Source organism: Ruegeria sp. CDSA221 (genome assembly GCF_059611825.1).
Genome location: NZ_JBXWPK010000019.1, coordinates 38,620 through 60,747, shown reverse-complemented (window position 1 = coordinate 60,747; position 22,128 = coordinate 38,620). Strand labels below are relative to the sequence as shown.

Here is a 22,128-nt window from a genome sequence, read left to right as displayed (position 1 = left end):
TCATCGTGCAGAAATAGACGTTAACCATGCGAAGATGGACAAAATCGCCTGCCGCGATGCAGCAATTCGGGGTTCTGCTTTTTGATGGGTTTTCAAACCATTGCCTTGCCAACACCGTCGAACCCCTGCGCGCGGCCAATTCGCTGGCTGGACGAAAGCTGTATGACTGGGAATTCCTGTCGCTGACAGAAGGGCCGGTCACATCATCCTCGGGGTTGCAGGTTACGCCGCACGCAAGACTGCAATCTGCCCGCGGCGGTACATTGATGGTGATGCCATCATATGGGTTTCGCGCGCATGGCGGCTGGCCGACGCTGACCGGATTGCGATCCGCCGCAAATCGCTATGACGTTCTGGCTGGGCTGGACACCGGAAGCTGGCTGCTGGCGCTGGCCGGACTGCTGGACGGGTATCGCGCCACCATCCATTGGGAAGAGCTGACCGGCTTTACCGAGCGGTTCCCCGAGATCGACGCCCGGCGCGAGCGGTATGTCCTAGACCGGAATCGCATTACCTGTTCCGGCGCCATGGCAGCTTTTGATCTTGTGTTGCATCTGATCGGTCATGACCAGGGGCAGGCACTGGCACTGGAAGTCGCGCAGTTGTTCATGACCCGCGATTCCGCTCGGTCGCATTCCGGAGGGGTCGGGGCAACCAGTGGGTATGTGAACAAGGCCTTGGCATTGATGCAGGAAAATCTTGAAACCCCGCTGCCCATTACGGATATCGCCCGACAGGTCGGGCGCTCACACAAGGCATTGTCGACACGAATGCAGGCCGAACTGGGTGCGGGTCCGGCTCAGGTCTATCGCCGCTTGCGCCTGAATTTGGCGCGGAAGCTGGTGGCAGAAACCGACCTGACTGTCAGCGAGATCGCCCTGCGGGCCGGATACGACGATCCCAGCGCCTTGACCCGCGCCTTCCGGGCCGAATTCGGGATCACCCCCCGTGCCTTACGGGTCGGCTAGGTATACATCTGCTTTTTATAAGCCCGCGTGCGCGTTGTCGCCTCGGCCGAGCCGTCATGATAGGTGCCAAACCACTTGTCGAACGGGATCTCTGAGGTGCCATAGTTGCACTCGAAATACCGGTGATGCAGCTGGTGGAAAAAATCGCCTGCGCGGGCGGCCTCGGTCTCCCCGGCTTTCAGCTTTTCGAACCCGGAATGGGACAGAACCGGGCTGACCTGCTGGAAATAGGCGTGGAATAACAAATGTATCGGGTGCGACGGCACGATCAGGTGGATGAAATAGGTGGTGAAGTACAACAGGTTCTCAAACCAATGATTTGATATCCCCGACCACGGCCCGATATTGACGTTGCGGTGATGCACGGCGTGGACATGTTTATAGAGCTTCGGGTGATGCTCCAGCCGATGCACCCAATAGAAATGCAGCCCCGACCACATGGGGATGAGCAACATCCAGACCACAAACCAGACCGGCGCGGTGGACCATGTGACCGTGGGCACATAGCCATTGGCCATCGCCCAATAGATCCCCCATTGGTAAATCGTGGCGACACTCATGGCGCTACCCAGGGTCCACCAGATATTGTCCCAGACCTGATTGCGAAAAGTGAAGGTCCCGTTGTCCCGGGTCAGATCTCGGCGGTCGAACTTCTTGTACATGCCCTGCCCCTTGCGCATGTACAGCCACCAGTGCAGCCCGCCCGCGACCAGAATTTGTGGCATCATGTTCAGCAACCAGATACGGAACATCCAGCCGGGCTGAAAGGCCTTCATAGTCTCTAAACCCGGGAAAAACAGCACATAGACCGTTGCAGCAAGCCCCATGCACAGCGTCAGAGAAGTAATTTGCAGCCACGCGCCACCATGCCACCTCAACACCGCTGATGGGCGGGGTGGCCAGTTGAACAACGGGTTCAAGGCCACCGGCCCCTGAGGGTGATAGTGCCAGCGGGCTGCTTCGGGATTTTGATCAGAGTCCGTCATCCGGGTATCTCGTCAGCTTGCGTAATCCGAGCCTTCAGCATCCAACAGCGCTTTGATCTCACGCAGATGTGCCTCGGCCTGATCGGGATAATCTTCCAACTCCTGCGCGGTCTTTTCCGCAATCTCGTCTGACAAAACGCGCAGGGGTTGGCCCGTCTGTAAGGCACGGATATACGTTTCAGCAGCTCGTTCGAAATAGTAGAGTCTATTAAAGGCATCTGCCGGGTTACTGCCCAAAATCAAAACCCCATGATTACCCATGATCATGACTTTCTTTTTTGGGTCTGCCAGCATGGTTGCGCAACGTTCCCCCTCGCTTTCGAAAGCAAGTCCACCAAATTCGTGATCGACCACATAACGGTTGTAAAACGTAGTGGTGTTCTGATCGATCGGCGGCAATGTGCTGTCGGCCAACGAGGCCAGAACCGTGGCAAAGATGGAATGCACATGCATTACACAGCGGGCATGAGGACAGTGCCGGTGAATCGAACCATGCAGGCCCCAGGCAGTTGGGTCCGGTGCGCCGGGTTGGGTCATGACATCAGCGTCTTTGGCATCCAGAAATAGCAGGTTCGATGCTTTGACTCGTGCAAAATGCATCTGATTGGCGTTCATCAAGAATTGCGTGCCGTCCTGATTCACCGCCAAGCTAAAATGGTTTGCGACCCCTTCGTGCATATTCAGACGTTCAGCCCATCGAAATGTGGCCGCCAAATCCACACGTTCAGGCCAATGGTCAATATTGGGGCGCAAGCTGGCAACGCTCATTTCCGTCTCCTGTCAGCGGATTGCTTGATTGGAAAATCGTGCCCGCAGTAGAAAAAATTGACCAACGAAAAAATCGCGCTTATTTCATAAGTTGAACTAATGGCCAGGTTATGCCCATGCAAAAACAGCTGCCCCCGTTGGGTTGGCTTCGGACTTTCGAGGCCGCGGCCCGCCACCTGTCCTTTACCGCGGCAGCGCGCGACCTGAACATGACACAAAGTGCAGTCAGCCAGCAAATCAAGTCGCTTGAGGCCTATCTTGGCCAACCGCTTTTCCTGCGCCGTCCCCGCGCACTTGAACTGACCGGGGCCGGGATCAGCTATCTCCCTGTCGTGCGTGAGGCATTTCGCACATTACTGCGCGGAACGCGGGCCGTGACCGGGGCCCAGCAGAACGCGGTGCAGGTACAATGCAACATCACTTTTGCGGTCAACTGGCTGGCCCCCCGCCTTCCAATGTTTCAGGCCGAACACCCGTCTGTACAGCTGAACATATTCACCGAGTTGTGGGAGCCCCGGGAAATGGCGGAGGGGGCTGCGGTAGAAATTCGATTTTCGCTCAGACCTTCGGACACGGTGCGAACCGAACTGCTGCGATCCGATCATTATTATCCGGTTTGCGCGCCGGGCTATGAGGTGTCGCTGGATACACTACAGCGAACCCCCTTGTATGACTGCTCAAACCTGCTGTCGAATTGGCAGAATTGGATCGAAGATCAGGGTCTAATTTGGGAAAATCCTCCGATCACATATTCCACCACCTATCTGGTCAGCCTGTCGGTTGCGATGGCCGGGGGTGGCTTGTGCCTGACGCATGACACAATCGCGCGCGACTTGATTGATGAAGGTCGATTGGTTGCACCATTCGAGTATCGCGCAGTTGTGCCAGAGGCCTATTACCTGTTGCTGTCGCCTCAGGCAGAAGAGTCATCAGGAGCGATTGCCTTTGCCGAATGGGTCCGGCGCGAGATTGCGAAAACGTTCCCTGGCTAGGCCGTGGCTCTCCTACCTAGCATAGCGGCTCTTACGGGACCTTCACGGGGCTAGGCACAACACCGCTGACGCGCTGCATGACGGAATCATGATAACTGCCGAGCAGGGGTTGCACCTTTCCGTGCGTTCGGGAAAGTTGGGCCATGGAATTCACACCTTTCCCAAGCTGGCCCGATACCGCCCCCCGTTTGATCGCTGTCGCCGCAGGGCGTCAAGCCGCTGACCTTGTTGTCCGCAGCGGGATCTGGGTTAACGTGCACAGCCGCGAAGCCCTGCCCGATCATGACATCGCGATTGTCGATGGACGTATCGCCTATGTTGGCCCCGATGCTTCGCACTGCGTCGGCCCGAACACCCGGATCATCGAGGCAGAGGGGCGGTATATGCTGCCCGGCCTGTGCGACGGGCATATGCATATCGAATCAGGAATGCTGACCCCGGCCGAATTTGCGGGGGCCGTTATCCCTCATGGCACGACAAGCATGTTCACTGACCCGCACGAAATAGCCAACGTGCTGGGCCTGGACGGCGTTCGAATGATGCATGACGAGGCGCTGATGCAGCCCGTTAACATTTTCACCCAGATGCCTTCTTGCGCGCCGTCGGCGCCAGGGCTTGAGACCACCGGTTATGAGATCACCCCCGAAGACGTGGCCGAGGCGATGAACTGGCCGGGCATCATCGGACTGGGCGAGATGATGAATTTCCCAGGCGTCATTCATGGCGATCCCAAGATGCTGGCCGAGATTGCCGCGACCCAACGGGCAGGGAAAACCGTTGGCGGGCACTATGCTTCGCCTGATTTAGGGCCTGATTTCGCAGCTTATGTCGCAGGCGGCCCTGCCGACGACCACGAAGGCACCTGCGAGGCCGATGCCATCGCGCGGGTGCGTCAAGGGATGCGGTCGATGATGCGATTGGGATCGGCCTGGTATGACGTGGAAACTCAGATCACCGCCATCACCGAAAAAGGGCTGGATCCGCGCAACTTCATCCTGTGCACGGATGATTGCCATTCTGGTACCCTGGTCAATGAAGGGCATATGAACCGCGTGGTGCGCCATGCGATTGCCTGTGGCTGTGACCCTTTGGTGGCGCTGCAGATGGCAACGATCAATACAGCTACGCATTTCGGGTTGGAGCGCGATATCGGCTCGATCACGCCCGGGCGCCGGGCGGATATCATCCTCAGCTCGGACCTGAAGGACCTGCCCATCGAGCTTGTCATAGCGCGCGGCCAAATCGTGGCAGAGGACGGCAAGATCACTGTGGACTGCCCGCATCTGAATTGGCCTGCAGCCGCTCGAAAAACCGTGCATCTAGGCCATGCCCTGACCAGCGCGGATTTTCAGATCGAGGCCCCTAAGGGGGCGAACCGCGTTCAGGCCAATGTGATTGGTGTGGTCGAAAACCAGGCCCCGACCAAAGCGCTAAAGGCCGAACTGCCCATCATTGGCGGCCTGGTTGAAGCCGAGGGTGAGGTCTGCCAGATTGCGCTTGTCGAACGCCACCGCGCAACGGGCGGGGTCACAAATGCCTTTGTCTCGGGGTTTGGATATCAGGGGCGCATGGCAATGGCTTCGACCGTTGCCCATGACAGTCACCATATGATTGTTGTTGGGACCGACCGCGAACAGATGGCCCTTGCCGCAAATCGGCTGGCCGAGATCGGCGGTGGCATCACGATTTTCCGAGACGGTGAGGAACTGGCGCTGGTGGAACTGCCCATCGCTGGACTGATGTCTGATAGCCCGGCAGCCGAAGTGGCCGCCAAGGCCGAACAAATGGTTCGGGCCATGCAGGCCTGTGGCTGTAAACTGAACAACGCCTATATGCAGCACTCATTGCTGGCCCTGGTGGTGATCCCGGAATTGCGGATCTCGGATGTCGGGCTGGTGGATGTGCGCAAATTTGAAAAGATCGATCTTTTGGAACCCCTTGCATGACAATAATACGAGCACCTAAGGCCCCCGCGCCCGAGAACTTCACCGATCCCGCAGCCGCGGTCGCAAGGTTGGAAGAACTGTACGAGCAAGCCACCAGCTTCCTGTGCGAGAACTTTGCTAATGTGATCGAGCACGGAGCACCAACTGAACGCTTCAGAGCCTATTACCCGGAAATTCGCATCAAAACCTCCTCCTATGCGCGGGTCGACAGCCGGCTAAGTTTTGGTCACGTCTCGGAACCGGGCATCCACTCGACCACTGTAACGCGGCCAGATCTGTTCCGGTCCTATTTGACCCAACAGATTGCCCTATTGATCAGAAACCATGACCAGCCGGTCACGATCGGGGCTTCGGACACACCCATTCCGGTTCATTTCGCCGTGGCCAACAATCCTGATCTGATCGTTCCGCATCAGGGCGCCGCCGGATTTACCCTGCGCGATGTATTCGACGTACCGGACCTGACAACCACCCATGACGACATCGTCAATGGCGTCCATGACCACGAGGAAGAAGACGGCCCGCTGTCTTTGTTTACTGCGCAAAGGGTCGACTATTCACTGGCCCGTCTGGCACATTACACTGCGACTGATCCCAGTCATTTCCAGAACCATGTGCTGTTCACCAACTATCAGTTCTACGTCTCGGAATTCGAAAACTATGCACGCGCGCAGCTGGCCGAACCAGACAGTGGCTATACCAGCTTTGTCTCGACCGGAAATGTCGAGATCACCACCGAAGGCGGAACGCTGGAACAACCCCTGAAGCTGCCGCAGATGCCGACCTATCACCTAAAGCGGGCGGATGGATCGGGTATCACGCTGGTCAACATCGGCGTCGGTCCGTCGAACGCCAAAACCGCGACCGATCATATCGCCGTGCTACGCCCGCATGCCTGGCTGATGGTTGGCCACTGTGCCGGGCTGCGCAACACACAGGCATTGGGCGATTTTGTTCTGGCCCATGCCTATCTGCGCGAAGACAAGGTTCTGGATGATGACCTGCCGGTCTGGGTGCCGATTCCGCCTTTGGCCGAGGTTCAGGTTGCGCTGGAACAGGCTGTAGCCGAGGTCACCGAGCTGGAAGGTTATGAGCTGAAACGGGTCATGCGCACAGGCACCGTCGCTTCGGTCGATAACCGCAACTGGGAACTGCGCGACCAATCCGGCCCGGTACAGCGACTCAGCCAATCACGGGCAATCGCGCTGGATATGGAAAGCGCGACCATTGCCGCCAACGGCTATCGGTTCCGTGTTCCCTATGGCACGTTGCTCTGTGTTTCAGACAAGCCGTTGCACGGCGAATTAAAGCTTCCTGGCATGGCCTCTGCCTTCTATACCACGCAGGTCAGCCGCCATCTCGCGATCGGAATTCGTGCGATGGAGCACCTGAGGGGCATGCCGCTGGAGCGCCTGCACAGCCGGAAATTGCGTTCCTTTGATGAAACGGCCTTTCTCTGAAGCAAAAAAGCAACGAATTCCCCCTATTTTTAGGGTTTTCGACGCTACTATTCGTTGTGTTCACCTACAATATCCCGTTACAGTTACGCGGTGAGGCCCTATTTATCGGGCACGTTAAGGAGACCAAGAAATGGCAAAGCCTATGACAAAGACTCAGCTGGTTGCTGCTCTCGCTGAGGAAATGGGAACCGACAAGAAAGCTGCGAACACTGCGCTGGAGGCCATGACCGGCCTGATCACCCGCGAAGTGTCGGCGGGCGGCGCGGTGACCCTGCCTGGTGTCGGCAAAATCTACTGTCGCGAGCGCCCCGAGCGCATGGTGCGTAACCCTGCCACCGGCGAGCAGTTCAAGAAAGAAGCCGACAAAGTGGTCAAAATGACCATTGCGAAGGCGCTGAAGGACAGCGTGAACGGCTGATCCCAGCTTTCACTGCAAAACGATCAAGGGCCGCCGCTTGGGGGCCCTTTTTCTTTTACCCCCCTATTGAAGCCAGTTTTTTATAAGGCTTTGGGAGGCCGGCCGTGGTCAGACTGGTGTTATGCAATCTGAGATCAGCGAAGAATAAATCTAGCGCCGCGCTCATTGGCTGGGTGCGCAACAGGACCGGTGGCCTAAGCTGGCGAATGCCACAAATTCGCGAGGCTGGCCCCGTCACAGAGCAAGAACGGACAATATCCGGTCGACTTTCGGACCAGTAATTTGTTTTGCCGCTCTCGCCCCAAAAGAAATTCATTCTCGGCGATGGATTTTTTGATTGGCTCATCCGAACCAATTTTTAGTCATGTGTCATCTTTCGAAGCGAGTGAATTGTCTAAAGTTCGGAAAATAAATGATTTCATTAGATATCTTGGCGACCTCGGCAGGATTCGAACCTGCAACCTGCCCCTTAGGAGGGAACCGTTCATAGCGCTATTCCTTCTTTGATTTCTGTTGTTTGAGCGTTTGTACAGGGTCTTCCTGTACAAGGTTTGTACGAAAACGGGCCCTGACATCGGCCTCACCCGTCTCTGCGTGGGCATAGATGCGCATAGGCAAATTGGGGTCTGACCAGCGGCCCGCCTTGGCCGCGGTGACGGGATCAACACCTTGGCGCACTACCAATTCGGTGAAAAACCCGTGCCGCCCAGCCGGGTGCGCAGACAGATACTGGATGCCCGCCCGCTTGCAGATCGTCTTCCAGCGCGTGTTGTAGCCTGTCGAGCTGCCATAGCCGAAAACGCGCGGCTTCATGAATTTGCCGGTCTTGCGGTTCTTGGGCCGTTTAGGTGGCAAAGCCAGCAGCTCGTCCATCATTTCAGGCGAAACAGTTATCCAGCTTTCGGGGTGTCCCTTCTGAGCCTTCACCCTGACCTTGTTCTCGGCGGGCCTCAAATCGTCAGACTCCAAAGATACGGCCTGATCGATCCGAGCCGCCGTCTCGAACATGAACCGCACCAAAGCAGCGTTGTATGGATCGGCGGCGCTACAAAACGCTTCGATCCATTCCTTGTCAGCTGGTGTGCGCTCAACCCGGCTGATTTTCCCGCGCCGCCTGTCCTGTGCGATCCGCTCGAACTTGTCATAGGGCTTCACCCGGATCAGCGGCGTACCTTCCAACTCATGTGCGTTGTTGATCACTGCGCTGGCAGGAGTCACGATCTCGCGCCACCACGTGTCGGTAGACGCCCTCGGCTTCAGCTTCGGCCCCAACCCTTTCAGCAACGCACCGGAAATCGCTCGCAACGGCGAATTCCCAATTTCTTCGACGATTGGGATCAACTGCTTAGCCGCTTTCGGGGACGCGTTGTACAGCATGATCGCATCGGAAAACGTTTTGCTTGGTTCGTCGCCGAGCAAATACTGGCGAATTTGGTTTTCCGTCTCACGGGCTAACCAGTCTTCCGCGCCTGCTCTTGTAGTCGATTTAGTGCTGTGTCGGTATGTACCGGTGATTGGGCGGCCGTTGTATTCGATCTGGCCGTAGACGTAGTAGAAGCGCCCCCTCTCAACGATTTTGATCGGCATGCCTGTCCTCCCTCAAATATGGTGTCGATCTGGGCAGGCGTGATCAGCATGGTCCGCCCCAACCGATAAAATGCGCCGGTATCATTCGCCCGTTCGCGCAAAGTGCGTTCGGAAATTTCAATCTCTCGCTCGGCCATGATCTCGACCCATTGAGCTGGCGTCTTGCCAAGCCCCAGAATTTGCGAGCTGTCTGTTTTGTCGATTTCTGCCATTTCAGTCATCCTTATCCGTTCGGGTTGAATTTTCTGTACGCATGGAATCGCTTGTTCTGCACCTTCTGACGTGGTCAGATGGGTTGAAACGTAATTGTACGTCATTTTGTGCTATATTTATACAAAAGTGCGCAATGGTCAAATAGGAAACTTGCATGCCGCGAGAAGATGCTGATTTATTTGCTGAGATAGGCGCACGCCTGGCGATCTGTCGCAGCGAAATAGGCGTCTCTCAGGCCGCGATGGCCGAAGCCGTTGGCGTCTCGCATAGGGCTTACCACAGCTACGAAAAAGGAAAGCGCGGCGTCCCTGTCGAAGCCCTCGTCAAGATGCAGGACAAGTACGAGGTTGACGTTGCCTGGTTGCTGCTCGGCACAAAGTCGATCCGCGTCGGCCATGATTTCGAGGCTTTGAAACGGATCGAAGCGTCTCTCGATCAGCATCTCAACGAAGAAACCATCAAAATCAAGAGCGAGAAGCGCGGGGCCATCGTAGCCCGCTGGTATCAGTCACACGTCGAAGGGCGCGAAGTGACGGACGATGACGTTCACACTTGGATCGAATTGGTAAGGGAGTAAGAGCATGCAAGAGCCAAGCAAAAATTGGAGGCGCACACGCCAAGCCGCTCTTGAACGAGCCAAACGACATTCTGTGGAACCGCTAGAACCTCTGTTCTCAATCTATGGGGCACTTTGTGTTTACTATTTAATCGGCTTTGTTCGATTCAGCTTCCTTGAGCACCCCGACAGATACTCAGTGTTCGAAACCTTCCAAATAGTGACATTGGGAGCTTCAGGACTTTTGGTCCTCGTACTGACGGGATCGGTTTTGACCCTCTCGTTCACCAGCCGAAGGTTGCAGGAAATGGCCGACAGATAGCATCGAAGTAGATAGCCAATGAGAGTTACAAAATGAACCTGGCATATGTATGCTATCTACATTATCCTCGTTTCCGTGAGAACGGGTTCAATTTGAACCTGCATGGACTGAATAGCTCTTAAACGCCGAAGATCTATGAATAACTCGACCGAAGAACAACGAAAGTAGAAGGCACATCAGTGAATACGGACAAGAGATTTATTGATTTGTTCGCGGGGTGCGGCGGGCTGTCACTTGGGCTTACCAAGGCTGGTTGGCGCGGCCTGTTTGCTGTCGAAAAAAACACGGATGCTTTCAGTACGTTACGACACAATTTGTGCGATGGATCTGAATCACCATTTGATTGGCCAGATTGGTTACCGTGTCAGGCGATGTCTACTGCCGAACTTATGTCCACTTACCGAGAGAAACTACTGGGGCTTAGAGAACAGGTTGAAATGATAGCGGGTGGGCCACCTTGCCAGGGCTTCTCTTTCGCTGGGAAACGCCAATTTGAAGACCCCAGAAATCAACTGAAGAATGAGTATCTGGAAATCGTCGATTTGGTCCGCCCAAAATTCTTGATTTTTGAGAACGTAAAAGGCTTCAGCGCCCCGTTCAAAGATGGAAAAGAAAAGCTTCACTCCGAGCAGGTCATTGAAACTCTCGAAGGCTTCGAATGGGGTGGGTATCATGTTTTTAGCGATATCTTAAATGCTTCCGACTTTGGAGTGCCTCAACCACGGGCCCGCTTCATTTTGATCGCTGTACGCAAAGATCTTTGCAGCTCAATCTTGTCTCCTTTTGCTGAAATTGAAAGCTTTGCGGCGCAGTTTAGGGAAAAGAGATCCCTGAATGGGCATGAAATTTCGGTTAGCGAAGCCATCTCAGACCTCGAAATCAGTTTGTGTGGTCTTGTCGAAAGCACTGACACTAGTGGGTTCAAGGAGATCGACTACAGGCCAAAGTATTCAAGAACACCCTATCAAAAATTGATGCGGACCTGCAGCAATGAAACAAGCACACTCAATAGCCTTCGCGTCCCAAAACACCGACCGGAGACAGTTTCAAGATTTACTGAAATCTTGAAGACCTGTCCCAAAGGGGTGTCGCTACCAAAAGACTTCCGAGAGAAACATAAGATGAAGAAGCAATGCTTTACGCCTCTTCACCCTGAACAAATGTCAAAGACAATCACAACCCTACCAGATGATCTTCTGCACTATTCGGAGCCGCGCATTTTGACCGTCCGAGAGACTGCAAGACTGCAATCGTTCCCTGATAGCTTTGAATTTAAAGGAAAGTATACGACAGGTGGGGCGCGGCGCAAAGAAGAGTGCCCTCGTTATACACAAGTCGGCAACGCAGTGCCCCCGTTGATGGCTGAAGCGCTCGGTGAACGGATATTGCAAATTGCGCAGGGTCTATCAAAATGAGCGACCAAACTCTAAATTTCCGAGCAAACACCCGCCTCAAGGATTTGATCGGTCGCGGGCTTATCCTAAATGACAACGTGGCGATTATTGAGCTAATCAAAAACTCAAGTGATGCAAACTCGCCAGAGGTCAGCATCGCTTTTGAACGTGCTCTCACGATCTCAGACGCCTCCGAGCTTGTTGTACAAGACTTTGGCGAAGGGATGAGCCTGACAGACTTCAAAGACAAGTGGCTCAATATCGCCTTTTCCGGAAAGCGAAATCAAAGCAACAACGGGCGCGCCTTCGCAGGTGAAAAGGGTGTCGGAAGGTTCTCTTGTGACAGATTAGGTCGACGTTTGAGACTGATCTCCAAGAGCGTGGCGGGCAACGCATTTGAAGCTATTGTGAATTGGGAGGATTTCGAACTTGATGACATTGACAGAGAAATTTCTTCAGTGGATGTCATTGCACGGAGTTTAACTGACGCCGACTACGCACAAAAATCCGGCCATTCTGGAACCGGTACTAGGTTGGAAATCGAAGGCCTCAGAGGCATTTGGGACCATGACAAACTAGCACGTCTTAAGAAAGAGCTTGAGAGGTTTATAATCGATCCTGACAAAAAATTCAGGGTTTCGCTCAGATCAGAAGACGTCAAAGACAAGGATGGAAATCTTGTTTTTTCAAATTACATCGAAAACCGTCTTTTTGAGAAACTGGATGAAAAGACGACATCTGTACACTCTGAAATCAGTGACACCGGCGAGGATATATTCACTGAGATCAGACACGATGGAGAGGTGCTGCTCAGCTTCACCCGAAGTAATCCTTATCCTGAGTTGCATGATCTTAAGGTCAAAATGCAGATTCACTACCTCAACTCCGGTGCAAAAATTTCATTCAAAAACATTACGGGGTATACCTCCGCGGAGTACGGGTCTGTAATGATGTTTTTAAACGGCTTCAGAGTGATGCCGTACGGTGACCCCGACAATGACTGGCTGGCGCTCAATCGACGTAAGACACAAGGAACATCCCGTTATTTAGGTGGTCGCGAAGTTTTTGGCCGAGTAGAAATCTATGATGACAAACGGATAATTGTACCAGTAACCAGCCGTGAGGGCGTGGAAATAAATCCCGCATTTACTGAGCTGGCGACCTACGATCTGGGTGATTCAAAGCGTGGATTTGTTCATGCCGCATTCTTAGCGTTGGAAACATATGTTGTCCGGGGTTTGGACTGGGACCGAGTACAACCAAAAAGCGGAAGTTACTCCTATGACGAAACCCTGAAAGCTATGCTTGGCGCTGTCAATCAGATCGAAAACAGGGAGAAGTTGAAAGACGTCAAGATCAATGAGCGTCTGATACGTAAGATCGCTCAGGAAAAAATCGACGGTTATGATCGGTTCTTAGCAAAACTAAAACGGAAAGTTGTCGATAAGCCGGTGTATGAGCTTAGTCCGGCAGAAAAAAGAGATGTTAACAAATTTGTAGATCGGCTGGATGCCCGCGTTCAGGCTGCACAAGTTACTACTAAAGAATTTAGGGAAGCAGCTAAAACAGAAAGGAAGAGGCGACTGTTTGCTGAAGCAAGCCAAAAACCCGCTTCGACTAAAAATAAGGAACTTATTCACCATATGCGCCTGCTCGGAGACAAAATTGGTGGTGACCTGAAGGAGGCGGCGAAAGTTCTTCAAGCTATTCCAGTAGCCGAAAGACTTCACTTTCAAGGTGTTCAAAATCGTATTCAGGCAGCTCTATTCAACAACGAAAAAATGCGTAAATTGGCTCGTATCGTTTCGAACGCAGATTTTGACATGATGAGCGACACTTTAACCGAAGATGTTTTTTCCTATATTGAACAATATGTTGAAGAATTGGTAAGCAACAAATTAACTCTCGACCTAACGGTTAAATTCACAAATCCTGCCAAAACTGTCCTTCCGCTGAGCTTCAGTCCAATTGAAGTGACGATGCTTGTAGACAACGTGCTTGAGAATGCTTCGATAGCCAAAGCAAAGAACCTGAACATTTCGGTTCTCGAAGGGGATGATGATATCGATCTCGTGTTTAGCAACGATGGTAGGAAACTCACGGATCGATATCCCAAAAGCGAACTATTCGATGCAGGTATTACGACTACTACGGGGTCAGGGGTTGGGCTGTCGCAAGTTAAGCGGATAGCAGTTGCTCTCGACGCTCAGGCCCAAATTTCCGACAATAGTGACGAAGGCGTCTCTGTTTCGATTAGGTGGAAAAAATGAAGTTAGACTACCGTGTTCTTTTTATTGATGATGAAATTGATTCACTCGCTCCCTACAAGACGGCCCTGACAGACGTAAACAACGAAGTCGGTATTGAAACCCTCTTCCATGAAGTTTCAGCTAAGGCGACTGCCCGTGAAACTGATAGCGAGCGTCTCCTCGAACGCATTAAGGGCGATATTGATAAAGCATTTGATGAAGATTCCTATGAGTTGATCTTGGTCGATCTTCACCTTGGTAGCCTTAGTGGGCACCAAATGATTGAATTCATACGAAATTCTCACACCATGTTCCGACCTATTGTCTTTTATTCTGGGGGAGAACCCAAAGGCGAAGCTAAAGCAATTGAACAGCTTCATCAGGCGTTGGAAGACAATGATTTGTTTGGGAAGTGCATATTTCTGAGTTCCAGAGACCACCTCGCCAGCGATCTTCGAAAGATCTGTGCTGAGATGCAAGCTGAAGAACAAAAGCTGACAGCAAGTCGAGGCCTGCTCATGGATCGAACGAGTGAGATTGATGCTTTGGTGCTGGCGTATCTGAAACAGGCCCAAATCTGGGACCAGTTGACAGATGACCAAGCTACAGAGTTTTTTAAGAATGCCAAAAAGCGCATCAAGGATAAAATAAGAGGCACAAAAAATGCTTTGACGTTTTTTCAGGCCTTAGCAGAGCAAGATGTAGATGCCCTGAAGAGCTGCTTTGTTGACCCAGAAAAGCAAAAAGAACTGAGAATGATGGATTCATCCATTAGAAATGCGCTTCTCAAAGCACTATTGTGCGCCCAGCCTGATTTGAAGTCCAACGGAGATATTCACGTCGACTACTATAGTAATTCCGAAGGGAGAAAATCCATCTCCAGCTACCGAAATGACTATGCACATCAGACTGAAGCAGAGTTGGAAGCTGTGCACACAGGAGAATTGTGTACCGAGCTGAGAGTAGAAATACGAAGGCATCTGGAAAACGTCCGAGCCATCACGACAAGCCAATGAAAAAGACCATTCTGTTTGATATTGATGGAACTCTAGCTGACATAGGCCATCGCCGCCCCTTATTGGACAGTGATCGGCCGAACTGGGGCGCGTTTAATGCTCTCATGGGCGATGATCAGCCCAATTTCCCCATAGTAGAGCTTTACCTTACCCTTTGGGGTACTGGACAATACGAGCTCATTCTTGTTTCTGGGAGGAACGAAGATCACAGGAAAATCACCGAGAACTGGCTAGTCTGGAATGAAATTCCCTTTAATAAACTGCTTATGAGACCAGCCGGTGATTTTCGTCCAGACGTTCAGGTCAAGAAAGAAATTCTTCAAAAAATTCAAAATGATGGGGCAAATATCCTTTTTGCCGTTGATGACAGACAAGCAGTTGTCGACATGTGGCGTGAAAATGGAATAACCTGTCTTCAATGTGACGTAGGTGATTTTTGAAGTGATTGGGAATTCAATTTAATCAATCCCTGAATGCTTCTGTTGAGGACTCTTGCCTGAGCAATCAGCTCCCCATGGACGGGACTTCGATTACAACCCATGCGTCATCCCCCGATCCATCTCCACCTCCCGTTCCTCTAGCTCTGTCTCAACCTCTCTTCGGCGGCTTTCACTAATTTCAAGCTGGTCTCTAGTTGCGTGCGCAGCTTCCCGTAGTTCTGCCCCTCGCTCAACAAGCCGTGCAACGCAGCCACGGACGCCGTTTGCGATTGAATGAGCACCGACACGCAGGCGGCCAATCCATCCATCTGGCTCTGCATCTTGGTCGTCGAGCGTTCCTCTAACCCGCTCAATTCCTTTGCTGAGACCTCGAAGGCCGTCACCAACCGCTCGACGCAGGCGAGCAAGTCGCGTTCCAAGGCTGTCAGGGGTGTCGTCATCTAATCCTCCTCGATCTTGATGCAGGTCACTGATCTGCCGCCGAGCGTGCAGGTCCTCAGGCGCGTCTTGGTCGGGTCCAGCACCAGCCAGATCTCGTCCTCCCTGTCGATCCGCGTCAGGCCCAAGTCCGTCAATTCTGAGCTGGTCAGCATCAGCGTCCAAAGCAAGCTCGCGCCCATCATCAAGACGATCCCCAGCAAAAACGTCCCCGTGATCAGCCAAGGCGAGATCGTCAGCCAGCTCTTGTTCTGTCGCAGAAAGCTGCGGGTATCGGTCTCGATTGTACGCTGCGCGTTGGTCGCAATGGTGCTCAAATCGGTCCTGAAGCTCTCCAATTGCGATGCCATCGAGGCGGCGTAGTCCTGCCGGATCGTGTCCAGCTCCGCGTTCAATTTCTCGCTCAGCCGGGTCGGCTTGCCAGTTTTCATGGAAAATTCCTCCTTTCAAGCGCCAGCGTTCATCCGTGTCCGGATCGCGGGCGGTCAGGTATGCTTTGCCGACGCGCGGCAGGTCGTAGCCTGCATCTGTGAGGGCATCGATCATGGTTGCGCGGTCAGTGATAAGGCCGACGCTGATCTGGTCTTGCAGCCACTCATGCAGCTCGTCACGGCCTTGGGCGCGTGTCGGGGTCTCGATGGTGTCGCGCACCTCTTGGATGCGCTCCAGCTCCATCGGATCGGCCCAGCCGTGGCGTTGGTTCATCACATCGCGCAGGCTATCGAAGGCCTTCTCATAGCCGGGTGGTGCGATGTTCAGGCTCCGGCCCGAGGTCAATTCCAAGCGCGGCGTGCAGAAGTGAAGCTCGACGCGGTCTTCGTGGGTATGTCGGACCCAGAGCACGTCATATTGCGTCGGGTCCAGCCCCGCGAAGGCCAGACGCTCGAAGTGATCCATGACCTCGGCCTGCTGTTCCTCGGTCGGGGTGTCTTCGGCGGCAAAGCTGATCACACCTGCGCGGTAGGTCCATTGGTGGCGGCTGGCGTCGATCAGGGCTTCGGTGCGCTCGGGGTTGCCGCGCAGGACCTCAGGCAGAGGGTCGCGTGTGACGGTCTTGGCCTGGCCGTCAGCGTCGCGGATCAGGTCACGATTGCCGTCATAGGCCAGCACGCGTTCGGCCACGAGGTACCCGACCGGCCCCGCGCCCGCGCCTTTGCCATTGGGGAAGAACTTGATCAGCACCGCCGCGCCTCATCAAGGAGCGCGGCGAGCTGGCGTTCGATCACCACAAGGCGGCGGGCGACTGTCAGCGCGTCGAGGTCGGTGCGTCCGACCTTCATGGCGTGGTTCAGCCAGCGGGCGATCTGGTTGAGGTTGCCGCCGATGCGCCCGACCGCCAACACAAGCGCCGGATCGACGCGGGGGACGGGCTTGCGGCGGCGGGCTTCGGTGAGGCCAAGCGCCTCGCGTAGCAATGTCGAGGCAGGCAGGCCAGCGGCCTCGGCCTTCGCGCGCAGATCGGCCTTCTCGGACGCGGTACAGCGGAAGACGAAGGTCTCGGTCAGCGGCTTTTTGGCGGGGGCTTTGCCCGCGCCGGTGGGGTTCGAAGGGGAGGCTTGCCGCCCCTCGCAAGGTCCCGTGTCATCGGCGCAGCCGTATGACATGGGTCGCCTTGCTGTTTGCTCTTCGGTCGGATCATTGGTGCTCATGATCTGAGGCCCGCCGCCTGGATTTGCGCCTGCGTCACAAGCTCTGCAGCCAAGAGCGCGTCGACTTGGCCAGGTGTGATGTGGCGGCAAAGAGGATGCTTGTCAGTCACCCAATTCGCCAAGCCTGCCAGCATCTCGGCCTCCTTCGCCTTCGAGGCTTCTCGGCTTTTGGCGATGTCCTCGACGAAGGTCCCCCATCGCCCGGACTTGAACCAGTTGTCAGAGAAACAGACCTTTGACCGGGTGAAGCCAGCGCTCTGCGTCGCGTAGGCCTTCACGGCTTCGGTCAGGTCTTTGGTGCTGACGCCTTCGTCCAGCGCCGCCCTGATACGCCCAAGACACTCAGCCTTCCCGCGCATACGGTCGGGTGGATAGGCAGACAATACCTTTTTGGCTTCTTCATCCGCCGCCACCACGCGCTCGCGCGTAGGAGGTTTATGGGTGGTTTTAGGATGGTTTGGGGGCCGTGGTGGCCCCGGTACCCCGGCCACTGTGGCCCCCGTTCCGGGTCCAGTCCGGACGGGGTCCACTGTGGCCCCCGTTTCGATCTCGGGCTCAGCGGTGAGTTCGAGCGCCTCGATCCGGGTCAGATCGATCCGGTAAACGACCGTGAATCCGTTCTTGCACCCCCGCGCGCCGGTCTCGACCAGGATGCCTTCCTTCAGGAAGTCCCGGATCGTCCGCTTGACTGTCGTCTCCCCCAGCTCCGTGTGCCGCTGGATCGTCCCCTTCGAACACCAGATGCCCGAGCCATCATCAGACGCCTTGTCGGCTAGAAACATGATGATCTGCTTGCGCGTCGCACTCCCGAACTTCCGCTCTGCACACGCATTCGCCACACGCCAGCTCATCGGATCGCCTCAAAAGCCGCACAGACGTGCGAAATTTGTACAGGTTTTGTACGAGATTTCGCTCGTTTTCGGAGAATTCGGCGGAAAACGAAACGGGCGTTTCTGCACGCTTCCGCACAACGCCTTGCAAATAAGCCATATTTTTCAGGTGGTTTTGGCGACCCCGGCAGGATTCGAACCTGCAACCTGCCCCTTAGGAGGGGGCTGCTCTATCCAGTTGAGCCACGGGGCCGCGCAAAACTCTCTGTAACGTGGTTTTTTCGGGTTGTCATCGGCTTTGAAGGGCAGTTGTAAAATGCGTCCTGTTCACGCTACCATCGGACAAAACAACAACGCAGGTGCACCCCGTGACCACAGAAAACAAACGCCCACTCACCCTTCGTGATGTTTCTGAAGCGTCCGGAGTGTCTGAGATGACGGTCAGCCGGGTTCTGCGCAATCGGGGTGACGTGTCGGATGCGACCCGCACACGCGTTCTGGCCGCAGCAAAAGAACTGGGATACGTGCCGAACAAAATCGCTGGTGCGCTTGCCTCAAGCCGGGTGAACCTTGTGGCGGTGATCATCCCGTCGCTGTCGAACATGGTGTTCCCCGAGGTGCTGACCGGGATCAATCAGATTCTTGAGGATACCGAGCTACAGCCAGTGGTCGGCGTCACCGACTATTTGCCCGAAAAAGAGGAAAAAGTCCTGTACGAGATGCTCTCGTGGCGGCCTTCGGGCGTGATCATCGCCGGATTGGAACATACCGATGCCGCACGCGCCATGCTGGATTCGGCGGGGATTCCGGTGGTCGAGATTATGGACACCGATGGTAAGCCGGTGGACGCGATGGTCGGGATTTCCCATCGCCGCGCTGGACGTGAGATGGCACAGGCGATCCTGAAAGCGGGCTATGAACATATCGGCTTTATGGGCACCAAAATGCCCCTGGATCACCGCGCTCGGAAACGGTTCGAAGGCTTTACCGAAGTGCTGGGCAAGCATGGGATCGAGATCGAAGACCGCGAGTTTTATTCCGGGGGCTCGGCCTTGGCCAAAGGCCGCGAGATGACTCAAGCCATGTTGGAACGCTCACCGGATCTGGATTTCCTGTATTATTCCAACGACATGATTGGTGCTGGCGGGTTGCTGTATCTGTTGGACCAGGGGATAGACATTCCAGGCCAGATCGGTTTGGCAGGGTTCAATAATGTCGAACTGTTACAGGGTCTGCCGCGCAAGCTGGCCACAATGGATGCATGTCGACACGAGATTGGGCGCAAGGCAGCCGAGATAATCGCCGTTCAGCTTTCCGATCCCACTTCCGAGGTCGAAAACCGCATAACTCTGACCCCCAAGATCAGCTATGGCGATACGCTGAAACGCCGCTGACCCGTGGCGATGCAAAGGCTGAACAATCGGGCGGCCCGCGCCCTGTTCATGGACCGGCACGCGCTGGCAGAACAGCCGTCCGGGGCTGCGAAAGGGCCTGACCTGCTTGAATTGATCAGGCGTCTGGGATTTGTTCAGCTGGACAGTATAAACACGGTCGCCCGCGCCCATGACATGATCCTGTTTTCGCGCAGGCCCGCCTATCGCGCCAAAAACCTCAAGCATGTCTACGAACGTGACCGTGGGCTGTTCGAACATTGGACTCATGATGCCGCAGTCATTCCGATGGAGTTCTACCCCCATTGGCATCTACGGTTTCAGCGCGACGCTGACCTGCTGAAATCGCGCTGGAAAAACTGGCGTCGCGATGGGTTCGAGCAGCAATTTGAAACCGTATTGCAGCATATACGCGATCATGGGCCGGTTTCGTCATCGGATGTGGGAAAAGACGAAAAGAAAGGCTCCGGCGGATGGTGGGATTGGCACCCGTCGAAAACCGCGCTTGAATTCCTCTGGCGCTCGGGCGCGCTGACCGTGATCGGCAGGCAGGGGTTCCAGAAACGCTATGACCTGACCGAGCGGGTGATCGAGACGCATCTTTGCCCCGGCAATATGCCTTGTGACGCCGAACATACCGTGGATTGGCTGTGCCATGCGGCACTTGACCGGCTTGGGTTTGCGACTTCGGGCGAATTGGCGGCGTTTTGGGACACGGTCAGCGCAGCTGAGGCGCGAGACTGGTGCAAAACCGCCTTGACCGAAGGCCATGTCGAAGAGATCGAGATCGTATGCGCCAATGGCCAGGCCAGAAAGCTGTTCGCACGTCCAGGAATCGCGGAACAGGCCGCGCAGATCCCCCCAGCGCCGGGTCGGATCAGAGTGCTGAGCCCGTTTGACCCCATGCTGCGTGACCGTGACCGTGCGCAGCGGCTGTTTGGGTTTCACTACCGGATCGAGGTGTTTGTCCCCGCCCCGAAACGCACCTATGGCTATTATGTTTTCCCGCTTCTCGAAGGCGACCGGCTGATTGGCCGGATCGACATGAAGGCCCATCGCGATCAGTCGGTGCTGCGGGTCAGCGCCCTGTGGCCAGAACGAACAGTACGGTGGTCAGATGCCCGCACGCGCCGCCTACAGGCCGAACTGGACCGGGTTCGTCGCTTTGCCGGGTTGGATGACATAGAATTTGCCGGGAATTGGCAAAAAGACCCTATTTAGGGTCTGATATACTCAATTTGACCGGCTGCAACCCGTCAATCTCCCCCTCCAGTGAATCTCCGGGCTGAACCGGTCCTACACCAGCCGGCGTTCCGGTCAGGATCAAATCCCCTGGTCGCAGATGATAATAGCCGGACAAGTGACTTATGATCTCGTCAATCGACCAGATCAGCTCATCCAAGGTTGCGTCCTGCCGGGTTTCGCCATTAACGCGCAAAATGATGCGTTTTTGCGGGTCGGGTTGCCAATCGCTCACGCGGGTCAGAGGGGCAAATACGGCTGCATTCTCGAAATCTTTTCCAAGATCCCAAGGGCGCTGTTTGTTGCGCTCGCGAATTTGCAGATCACGTCGGGTCATGTCCAGGGCGCAGCCAAAGCCAAACACCGCTTCCTGCACCTGAGAAGTATCAGCTTGAAAAACCGGCTTTCCGATTGCAACAGCCAGCTCCATCTCATGGTGGAAATTTTCGGTCCCCGGAGGGTAAGCCGTCGTCACCCCAGACAGGACCGCGTTTGCAGCGGCCTTGGTGAAATAGAAAGGGGCCTCACGGTCGACCTCATGTCCCATTTCAGCCGCATGTGCGGCATAGTTCCTGCCCACACAAAAGATTCGCCCAACCGGGTATGTGTCGTCCTCGCCGGTAACCGGCAAAGCGATCGGATCAGGAATAGAGAACAGGCTACCCATCATCATGCCGCCATAAAACAGGTTAGTTAAAGTGGATATTAAAGGGCATAAACCAGAGCAAGTCGCAATCCTTGCAAACCCGCACGCCGGTTTTTGCCGACAATTCGGGGATAATTCGGCACAGGCTTGCCCAAATCGAACCGGTAAGCCTGCGCGTGTTTCAAAATTCGCAGACATGGCTACTTATGGCGCTGGGCTTACTTTCAACATGCGGCTGAAAACACGGCGACAGCTCATTCAGTTTTTAGCCGTTAAACCTTGGAAAACCGCTGTATCGCGCTAGCTTGTTGCTAACAGAAAGCGTTCAGCACTGAGACGTCACCACTCACAAAGGCGGCGGACCACCAATCCTCCGCCTTCTTGCGAAGACACCCGCGTGGACGGCAGAAATCGCTGAAATCCGGGTGCGAGTATTCAGAGGACCACGGCCAAACACCCATCCCCCTGGGTAAGTTTGCGTCTGAGAAAACCCGATTTTCGGGATCTGATGTTCTCTGAAACGTTGCCGGATCGTTTGAACACCCCTCGTATCCGGCTGTAGGCCAGGCACATGGTCCACTCGGGCCTGGCCACTCCGCCAGAGAGGTCACAAAGGC

Annotated in this window: 19 protein-coding genes and 1 tRNA gene; 12 read left to right on the top strand and 8 right to left on the bottom strand. The window is 54.8% G+C overall.

Annotation, left to right across the window (positions count from 1 at the left end; translation table 11 throughout):
- Positions 1–26: 26 nt before the first annotated feature.
- Positions 27–968, top strand: a complete 942-nt coding sequence (locus AC2FJ5_RS19985; protein WP_496703623.1) for a GlxA family transcriptional regulator — start codon at positions 27–29, stop codon at positions 966–968.
- Here AC2FJ5_RS19985 and AC2FJ5_RS19980 read toward each other — a convergent pair.
- Together AC2FJ5_RS19980 and AC2FJ5_RS19975 are read right to left on the bottom strand one after the other, a co-directional pair.
- Positions 965–1,954 (bottom strand): sterol desaturase family protein, encoded by a 990-nt coding sequence (locus AC2FJ5_RS19980; protein WP_496794389.1) that lies wholly within the window; start codon positions 1,952–1,954, stop codon positions 965–967. The two genes, AC2FJ5_RS19985 and AC2FJ5_RS19980, sit on opposite strands and share 4 nt — an antisense overlap.
- A 12-nt stretch (positions 1,955–1,966) precedes the next feature.
- Positions 1,967–2,722, bottom strand: a complete 756-nt coding sequence (locus AC2FJ5_RS19975) for a class II aldolase and adducin N-terminal domain-containing protein (protein ID WP_142637575.1) — start codon at positions 2,720–2,722, stop codon at positions 1,967–1,969.
- Between the two features lie 116 nt (positions 2,723–2,838).
- Between AC2FJ5_RS19975 and AC2FJ5_RS19970 the strand changes: the two genes are divergently transcribed.
- From AC2FJ5_RS19970 to AC2FJ5_RS19955, 4 genes are all read left to right on the top strand, one after another.
- Entirely contained in the window at positions 2,839–3,714 is an 876-nt protein-coding gene (locus AC2FJ5_RS19970; RefSeq protein ID WP_496794388.1) for a LysR family transcriptional regulator, read from the top strand.
- Positions 3,715–3,857: 143 nt separating this feature from the next.
- Positions 3,858–5,660 carry an adenine deaminase gene (gene ade, locus AC2FJ5_RS19965; protein ID WP_496794387.1) on the top strand — a complete coding sequence of 601 codons (1,803 nt, stop codon included), beginning with the start codon at positions 3,858–3,860 and terminating at the stop codon, positions 5,658–5,660.
- Positions 5,657–7,120, top strand: a complete 1,464-nt coding sequence (locus tag AC2FJ5_RS19960; protein WP_496794386.1) for an AMP nucleosidase — start codon at positions 5,657–5,659, stop codon at positions 7,118–7,120. The genes ade and AC2FJ5_RS19960 overlap by 4 nt, the downstream gene beginning before the upstream one ends.
- A gap of 130 nt (positions 7,121–7,250) precedes the next feature.
- Positions 7,251–7,538: an HU family DNA-binding protein gene (locus tag AC2FJ5_RS19955; protein ID WP_142637567.1), complete on the top strand. Its 288-nt coding sequence runs from the start codon at positions 7,251–7,253 to the stop codon at positions 7,536–7,538.
- A gap of 492 nt (positions 7,539–8,030) precedes the next feature.
- Here AC2FJ5_RS19955 and AC2FJ5_RS19950 read toward each other — a convergent pair whose 3' ends face one another.
- Complete coding sequence (locus AC2FJ5_RS19950; RefSeq protein WP_496794385.1) at positions 8,031–9,125, bottom strand: tyrosine-type recombinase/integrase; 1,095 nt, start codon at positions 9,123–9,125, stop codon at positions 8,031–8,033.
- Between the two features lie 367 nt (positions 9,126–9,492).
- Here AC2FJ5_RS19950 and AC2FJ5_RS19945 point away from each other — a divergent pair, with 367 nt between their 5' ends.
- The 5 genes from AC2FJ5_RS19945 (at position 9,493) to AC2FJ5_RS19925 (ending at position 15,315) form a co-directional block, all read left to right on the top strand.
- Positions 9,493–9,915, top strand: a complete 423-nt coding sequence (locus AC2FJ5_RS19945) for a helix-turn-helix domain-containing protein (protein WP_496794384.1) — start codon at positions 9,493–9,495, stop codon at positions 9,913–9,915.
- A gap of 480 nt (positions 9,916–10,395) precedes the next feature.
- Complete coding sequence (locus tag AC2FJ5_RS19940; RefSeq protein ID WP_496794383.1) at positions 10,396–11,631, top strand: DNA cytosine methyltransferase; 1,236 nt, start codon at positions 10,396–10,398, stop codon at positions 11,629–11,631.
- A complete protein-coding gene (locus AC2FJ5_RS19935; RefSeq protein ID WP_496794382.1) occupies positions 11,628–13,880 on the top strand; it encodes an ATP-binding protein in 2,253 nt (750 codons plus the stop codon). The genes AC2FJ5_RS19940 and AC2FJ5_RS19935 overlap by 4 nt, the downstream gene beginning before the upstream one ends.
- A complete protein-coding gene (locus AC2FJ5_RS19930) occupies positions 13,877–14,875 on the top strand; it encodes a response regulator (protein WP_496794381.1) in 999 nt (332 codons plus the stop codon). Before AC2FJ5_RS19935 ends, AC2FJ5_RS19930 begins: the two co-directional genes overlap by 4 nt.
- A complete protein-coding gene (locus AC2FJ5_RS19925; RefSeq protein WP_496794380.1) occupies positions 14,872–15,315 on the top strand; it encodes a phosphatase domain-containing protein in 444 nt (147 codons plus the stop codon). The genes AC2FJ5_RS19930 and AC2FJ5_RS19925 overlap by 4 nt, the downstream gene beginning before the upstream one ends.
- A 90-nt stretch (positions 15,316–15,405) precedes the next feature.
- Here AC2FJ5_RS19925 and AC2FJ5_RS19920 read toward each other — a convergent pair whose 3' ends face one another.
- The 4 genes from AC2FJ5_RS19920 to AC2FJ5_RS19905 all read right to left on the bottom strand — a co-directional run bounded on the left by AC2FJ5_RS19920 (position 15,406) and on the right by AC2FJ5_RS19905 (position 18,485).
- The gene (locus tag AC2FJ5_RS19920; RefSeq protein WP_496794379.1) at positions 15,406–16,935 is read right to left on the bottom strand and encodes a relaxase family protein; all 1,530 of its coding nucleotides are present in this window, start codon (positions 16,933–16,935) and stop codon (positions 15,406–15,408) included.
- Positions 16,929–17,402 carry a plasmid mobilization protein gene (locus AC2FJ5_RS19915; protein WP_496794378.1) on the bottom strand — a complete coding sequence of 158 codons (474 nt, stop codon included), beginning with the start codon at positions 17,400–17,402 and terminating at the stop codon, positions 16,929–16,931. The genes AC2FJ5_RS19920 and AC2FJ5_RS19915 overlap by 7 nt, the downstream gene beginning before the upstream one ends.
- Positions 17,399–18,253: a hypothetical protein gene (locus AC2FJ5_RS19910; protein WP_342078773.1), complete on the bottom strand. Its 855-nt coding sequence runs from the start codon at positions 18,251–18,253 to the stop codon at positions 17,399–17,401. The genes AC2FJ5_RS19915 and AC2FJ5_RS19910 overlap by 4 nt, the downstream gene beginning before the upstream one ends.
- A 155-nt stretch (positions 18,254–18,408) precedes the next feature.
- A tRNA-Arg gene (locus AC2FJ5_RS19905) sits at positions 18,409–18,485 on the bottom strand.
- A gap of 115 nt (positions 18,486–18,600) precedes the next feature.
- On the opposite strand from AC2FJ5_RS19905, the gene AC2FJ5_RS19900 reads away from it, so the two are divergent.
- A complete protein-coding gene (locus tag AC2FJ5_RS19900; RefSeq protein ID WP_142637565.1) occupies positions 18,601–19,626 on the top strand; it encodes a LacI family DNA-binding transcriptional regulator in 1,026 nt (341 codons plus the stop codon).
- A 3-nt stretch (positions 19,627–19,629) separates the two neighbouring features.
- Positions 19,630–20,844 (top strand): winged helix-turn-helix domain-containing protein, encoded by a 1,215-nt coding sequence (locus tag AC2FJ5_RS19895; protein ID WP_496794377.1) that lies wholly within the window; start codon positions 19,630–19,632, stop codon positions 20,842–20,844.
- Here AC2FJ5_RS19895 and AC2FJ5_RS19890 read toward each other — a convergent pair.
- Positions 20,837–21,535 (bottom strand): fumarylacetoacetate hydrolase family protein, encoded by a 699-nt coding sequence (locus AC2FJ5_RS19890; protein ID WP_496693083.1) that lies wholly within the window; start codon positions 21,533–21,535, stop codon positions 20,837–20,839. The genes AC2FJ5_RS19895 and AC2FJ5_RS19890 overlap by 8 nt on opposite strands.
- Positions 21,536–22,128 lie beyond the last annotated feature (593 nt).